The 5,808-nt window shown below is 75.6% G+C and carries 4 protein-coding genes and 1 pseudogene; 4 read left to right on the plus strand and 1 reads right to left on the minus strand.

Annotated elements, in window-relative coordinates:
• From ABZ371_RS27995 to ABZ371_RS28005, 3 genes and pseudogenes are all read left to right on the plus strand, one after another.
• A pseudogene (locus tag ABZ371_RS27995) lies at window positions 1-433 on the plus strand (energy-coupling factor transporter transmembrane protein EcfT); the annotation flags it as partial.
• A complete protein-coding gene (locus tag ABZ371_RS28000) occupies window positions 430-2,142 on the plus strand; it encodes an ATP-binding cassette domain-containing protein (protein WP_358684602.1) in 1,713 nt (570 codons plus the stop codon). The pseudogene ABZ371_RS27995 and the gene ABZ371_RS28000, both read left to right, overlap by 4 nt.
• Window positions 2,139-2,951, plus strand: a complete 813-nt coding sequence (locus ABZ371_RS28005; protein WP_358684605.1) for an ECF transporter S component — start codon at window positions 2,139-2,141, stop codon at window positions 2,949-2,951. The genes ABZ371_RS28000 and ABZ371_RS28005 overlap by 4 nt, the downstream gene beginning before the upstream one ends.
• Window positions 2,952-3,018: 67 nt before the next feature.
• On the opposite strand, the gene ABZ371_RS28010 is transcribed toward ABZ371_RS28005, so the two are convergent.
• On the minus strand, window positions 3,019-5,106 hold the full coding sequence (locus ABZ371_RS28010; RefSeq protein WP_358684608.1) for a bifunctional glycosyltransferase 87/phosphatase PAP2 family protein: 2,088 nt from the start codon (window positions 5,104-5,106) through the stop codon (window positions 3,019-3,021).
• Window positions 5,107-5,369: 263 nt separating this feature from the next.
• Between ABZ371_RS28010 and ABZ371_RS28015 the strand changes: the two genes are divergently transcribed.
• On the plus strand, window positions 5,370-5,808 hold a 439-nt coding region (locus tag ABZ371_RS28015; protein WP_358684611.1), incomplete at its 3' end, for a DUF2330 domain-containing protein.

A 5,808-nucleotide genomic window follows, 5' to 3' on the forward strand; every position in this document is an offset into this window, starting at 1 on the left:
GGTCCCGCCCGCCGTGCGGCGCACCACGGCCGTCCTGACGCTCGGCGGGCTGCTGGGGATCTGTGTGGGGACCTACGGGGTACTGGCCGCGCGCGGGGCCGTGTACGGGCTCCCCCTGCTGCTGGCCGGACTGCTCGCGGCCCTCGCCGGGCTGGGGCTGGGCGGCCGCCGCTCGGTCCGCACCCGCTACCGCCCGGACCGGTGGGGCGTGCGCGCCTGGCTGGTCGCCGGCTCGGGGGTGGCCGTCGCCGTGGCGATGATCCGGGCGGCCGGCGCCGATCCCGGTGCCCTGAACCCCGGTGTGCTGCCGCTGACCGCGCCCCTGCTCCCGCTCTGGCCGGCCGCCTGGGTGCTCGTCGGCCTGCTGCCCGCGGCCGTGGCCCCCGTACCGACCCCTCCCGTCGACCCTTCCCCCTCCGAGGTGGCCCCGTGATCCGGTTCGAGCAGGTTTCCGTGCGGTACGAGGGTGCCGCGCACCCCGTCCTGACGGGGGTCGACCTCACGGTCCCCGAGGGCGAGCTCGTGCTGCTCGTCGGCCCCTCCGGAGTCGGCAAGTCGACTTTGCTGAACGCCGTCTCCGGCCTCGTGCCGCACTTCACCGGCGGCACGCTGACCGGCAGGGTCACCGTCGACGGCCGGGACACCCGGACCCACAAGCCGCGTGATCTCGCCGACCTCGTCGGCACGGTGGGCCAGGACCCGCTCGCCCACTTCGTCACGGACACCGTCGAGGACGAGCTGGCGTACGGGATGGAGTCGCTGGGCCTGGCCCCCGACGTGATGCGCAGGCGGGTCGAGGAGACGCTGGACCTGCTGGGTCTGGCCGGGCTGCGCGACCGGCCCATCGCCACTCTCTCCGGCGGTCAGCAGCAGCGCGTCGCGATCGGATCGGTCCTCACCCCCCATCCGAGGGTGCTGGTCCTCGACGAGCCGACGTCCGCCCTGGACCCGGCGGCGGCCGAGGACGTGCTGGCGGTGCTCCAGCGGCTGGTGCACGACCTGGGGACGACGGTGCTCATGGCCGAGCACCGGCTGGAGCGGGTCGTGCAGTACGCCGACCAGGTCCTCCTGCTGCCGTCGCCGGGCGCCGCGCCGGTGATGGGGGCGCCGGCCGACGTCATGGCGCTCTCGCCCGTCCGCCCGCCCGTGGTGGCGCTGGGGCACCTGGCGGGCTGGGAACCCCTGCCGCTGTCGGTGCGCGACGCCCGCCGCCGGGCCGGTGGCCTCCGCGAGCGCCTGGCCGGCACCGAACCGCCGGCGCGGGAGCCGTCGCCGCACGCCGTCGCGCGCCCGCGCCCCGCGCCGCCGGCCTCCCGCCCCGGAGTCCTCGGGCGGCTCCTCGGCCGACGTACGGCCCCGGCCGCACCGGTGCCCGTCGAGGGCCCGGTGGCCCGGACCGACAGGCTCGGCGTGCGGCGCGGCCGGGTGGAGGCCCTGCGCGGCATCACCCTGTCCGTCGCGGCGGGCGAGATCGTGGCCCTGATGGGCCGCAACGGGGCGGGCAAGTCGACGCTCCTGACCACGCTCGTCGGGATGATCGAGCCGACCACCGGCTCCGTCCTCGTCGGCGGTCTGCAGCCGTCCCGCACTCCCCCGCGCGACATGGTGCGACGGGTCGGGCTCGTGCCGCAGGAGCCCCGCGACCTGCTGTACGCGGAGACGGTCGCCGCCGAGTGCGCGGCGGCCGACACCGACGCGGGCGCGCCCCCCGGCAGCTGCCGGGCCCTGGTCGGCGAGCTGCTCCCCGGGGTGCCGGACGGCACCCACCCCCGCGACCTCTCCGAGGGCCAGCGGCTCACGCTCGCCCTGGCCCTGGTGCTCACGGCGCGGCCCCCGCTGCTCCTGCTGGACGAGCCGACGCGCGGCCTGGACTACGCGGCGAAGGCCCGGCTCGTCGGTGTGCTGCGACGGCTGGCCGCGGAGGGGCACGCCGTCGTCCTGGCCACGCACGACGTGGAACTCACGGCGGAACTGGCCCACCGGGTGGTGATCCTCGCCGACGGGGAGGCCGTCGCCGACGGCCCGACCCGTCAGGTCGTGGTCTCCTCGCCCGCGTTCGCCCCGCAGACGTCGAAGATCCTCGCGCCCCAGGGGTGGCTGACCGTCGGGCAGGTGCGCGACGCCCTGGAGGATCCGCGATGACGACCCGTCCCGTACGCCTGGGACCCCGTGCCGTCGCCGCGCTCGTCCTCGTCGGCGTGATCGGCGCACTCGCCTTCGGCTGGCCGCTCCTGGCCGGCGCGGACTTCGGCCGCGCCCACGCCCAGGACGCCCCCTGGCTGTTCGCCGCGCTCCTCGTGCTGCTGGTCGGGGTCGTCGTCGCGACGATCGCGGACGCGGGCCTCGACGCGAAGGCGGTCGCGATGCTGGGGGTCCTCGCGGCGGTCGGCGCGGCGCTGCGCCCGCTGGGCGCGGGGACGGCGGGCCTGGAGCCGATGTTCTTCCTGATGGTGCTGAGCGGCCGGGTCCTCGGGCCCGGCTTCGGCTTTGTGCTCGGCTCGGTGACGATGTTCGCCTCGGCCCTGCTGACGGGCGGGGTGGGGCCCTGGATGCCGTTCCAGATGCTGTCGATGGGCTGGTTCACCATGGGGGCCGGCCTGCTGCCGGGCCCGGAGCGGCTGCGCGGCCGGGGCGAGCTGCTGATGCTCGCCGCGTACGGCTTCGTGGCGGCGTTCGCGTACGGCACGGTCATGAACCTCTACGGGTGGACGATCGTGCCGGGGCAGGCCTCCGGGATCTCCTTCGTCGCGGGCGACCCGCTGCACGAGAACCTGGTCCGCTTCCTGGCGTACTGCGTGACCACGTCGCTCGGCTGGGACCTGGGCCGAGCCGTCCTGACCGTGGCCCTGACGCTCGCCGTCGCCCCCACCCTGCTGCGGGCGCTGCGGCGGGCCACCCGGCGTGCGGCCTTCGAGGCCCGGGTCACCTTCGAGGCGCCCCGGGCGCCGTGACCCGGTCACCGGCGGCCGGCCGGTCCCCGCCGGGCCCCGGCCGTCGAGGGCCACGCCCGCGAGGGGGTCAGCCCTTGGTGCCCACCGGTTCGGCGGCCGGCTCCCCGGCCTCGTCCGGCTCCCCGGCGTTTGCCGGCGCCGCGCCCTCCTCCCGGCGCACCTCGTCCTCCGTCCGCCCCGCCGGGCCGGCCCCCGTCGGCTTCTCCAGTCTCCGTGGCCCCGCCAGGGCGTACGTCAGCCCGAATCCCAGGCCCACGACGGTCGCCCCGCCCACCGCGTCCAGGACCCAGTGGTTGCCGGTGGCCACGATGCAGGAGACCGTGAACAGCGGGTGCAGCATGCCCAGCACCCTCATCCACGCCTTAGGCGCCAGCACCCAGATCACCACGCCGCACCACAGCGACCAGCCGAAGTGCAGCGACGGCATCGCGGCGTACTGGTTGGTGACCGCCGTCAGCGCCCCGAAGTCGGGGCTCGACAGGTCCTGCGCGCCGTGGACGGTGTCGATGAAGCCGAGACCCGGCATCAGGCGCGGCGGGGCCAGCGGGTAGAGCCAGAAGCCGACGAGGGCGAGGACCGTGGCGAAGCCGATGGAACTGCGGGCCCAGCGGTAGTCGGAGGGCCGCCGCACGTACAGCACGCCCAGGATGGTGAGCGGCACGATGAAGTGGAACGTCGAGTAGTAGTAGTCGAAGAAGTCGCTCAGCCAGGTGATGCCGACGACCGTGTGGTTGACCCAGTGCTCGACGTCGATGTGCAGCCACCGCTCCAGGGAGTGGATCTGCCGTCCGTGCTCCTCGGCGGTGGGCCGCCCCACCGCCGCCAGGAGCCGGACCTTCGCGTACGCGGAGTAGACGACCCGGATGAGCAGGAGTTCCAGCAGCAGGTTGGGGCGGCTGAGCACCCGCCGCCAGAACGGCAGCAGCGGCACCCGGGAGAACCGGGACGGGACGGGCCTCGCGTAGTCGGTGGGGACGGGCCGCCGCCAGTACGGGGAGGTCCGCGGCAGGAAGGGCACCACGCAGGCCGCGCCGAGCGCCGCGATGAGCAGCACGTTGTCGCGTACGGGCAGGAGCGCCCCCACGTTCGGCAGCAGCATCTTCCCCGGCAGGGTCAGCACGAGCACCACGACGGCGGGCCAGACCAGCCGGTCGGAGGCCCGGGTGCCGACCCGGCCGACGACGGCGAGCAGCACCCAGAGCAGCTGGTGCTGCCACGCGGTGGGCGAGACGGCGACGACGACGCATCCGGTGACGGCCACCGCGAGGAGGAGCTGCCCGTCACGCGCGTAGCGCACGGCGCGCCGCAGCCCGAGGGCGGTGACGGCGACGGCCAGCGCCAGGAACAGGGCGATCTCCGCCGGGCCCTCCACCCCCAGGCGGAGCAGCGCCCCGTGCAGGGACTGGTTGCCGAGGCCGTCCGGGCGTTCGCCGAGACCGGCGCCCGCCAGGTGGTGCACCCAGTACGTCCAGGAGTCGTGCGGCATCGCCGCCCAGGCCACCGCCGTGCAGAGGGCGAAGGTGGCGCCGCCCGTGGCGGCGGCCCGCCGCCGGCCCGTGAGCCACAACAGCACGGCGAACAGCAGGAGGGCCGGCTGGAGGGCCGCGGCGACGCCCGTCAGCACTCCGGGGAGGCGTTCGCCGCGTGCGGCGAAGCACGCGAGGAGCACCAGCAGGACGGGCAGGATGCTGGTCTGCCCCAGGTACAGGGCGTTGCGGACGGGCAGCGACGCCATCAGCAGGGCGATCGCGAAGGGCGCCGCGAGAAACGTGGTGCGGCGGCTCACGGGCGCCGGCAGGGCCCGCACGGCGACGAACCCGAGCGCGGCGACGAGCACCAGGGAGCCGAAGGTCCACACGACGCCGAGTGCCTGCTCGGCCGAGACCGTCAGCGGCTTGAGCACCAGCCCCGCGAAGGGGGATCCGGTGAACCGGCCGGGCTCGTACAAGGACCCCGCGACGTGCGGGAAGCCGTCCTCGCCGGTCCAGGACGCCAGGTCGGTGAGGCGTTCGCCGGGGGGCTGCCGCAGCACCACCGCCATCTGCCGTACCGCCAGTACGGCGACGAGCACCCAGAGGACGGCGCGGGCCGTCGCGGCCCTCGTCCCCGGGTCCGCCGCCACGTTCCCCCGCACACTGCGCTCCGCATCTGCCACGCCGCGCGCCCCTCCCACCGCTCCGTGCACTGTCCCTCCGGCCCGGGTGTGTGCGGATGAAGCCTCGCACTGCCCTGTGAGATAGACACAATCAACCCCCTCTTCGCCTGACTGTCATCCTGCTTGGGACGAAGATTGCCCGCGCGGGACCGAAGACCGCCGCGGAGCCCCGCGCCCGCCGGCCGGCGGGCGGAACCGGGTGGCGCCCGCCGGCGTCCGCTCTCGTGTCCGGCCGTGCGGGCCGGCCACGAGGAGGAGTGGGCATGCGTGGGGGGAGAGCGGGCGGCGCCCGGTACGGACGGGTGTGGCTCGTACTGCTGGTCCTGGCGGTGCTCCAGGGCGGCTCGCTGGCCGCTCCTGCGTACGCCTGCGGATGCGGGGCGATGATCCCGTCCGGCGGGGCCCGGGTCACGGTCGGCCAGGAGACCTCGGTCGTGCACTGGGACGGGCGGAGCGAGCAGATCGTCATGCGGCTCACCGTCCACGGCGACGCCCGGGAGGCCGCCTGGATCATGCCGGTGCCGCACCGCGCCTCCGTGGAGCTGGGTGATCCCGCCCTCTTCGACGAACTGGAGAGGATCACCGCGCCGGTCTACGAGGAGCGGCACCACTTCTGGCCCCGTGCCGGCGACTGGCCGCTCGGGCGGCCGGACGGCGCGGGCGCCCCGGCCCCGGGAGCGCGCCCGGGGGCACCGGTCGGCG

The organism is Streptomyces sp. NPDC005899 (assembly GCF_040629645.1).
In the GTDB taxonomy this organism is placed as follows: Bacteria; Actinomycetota; Actinomycetes; order Streptomycetales; family Streptomycetaceae; genus Streptomyces.

Coding starts and splice junctions, on each gene's coding strand:
- ABZ371_RS28005 (WP_358684605.1), top strand. CDS start 2,139: ATGACGACCCGTCCCGTACGCCTGGGACCCCGTGCCGTCGCCGCGCTC.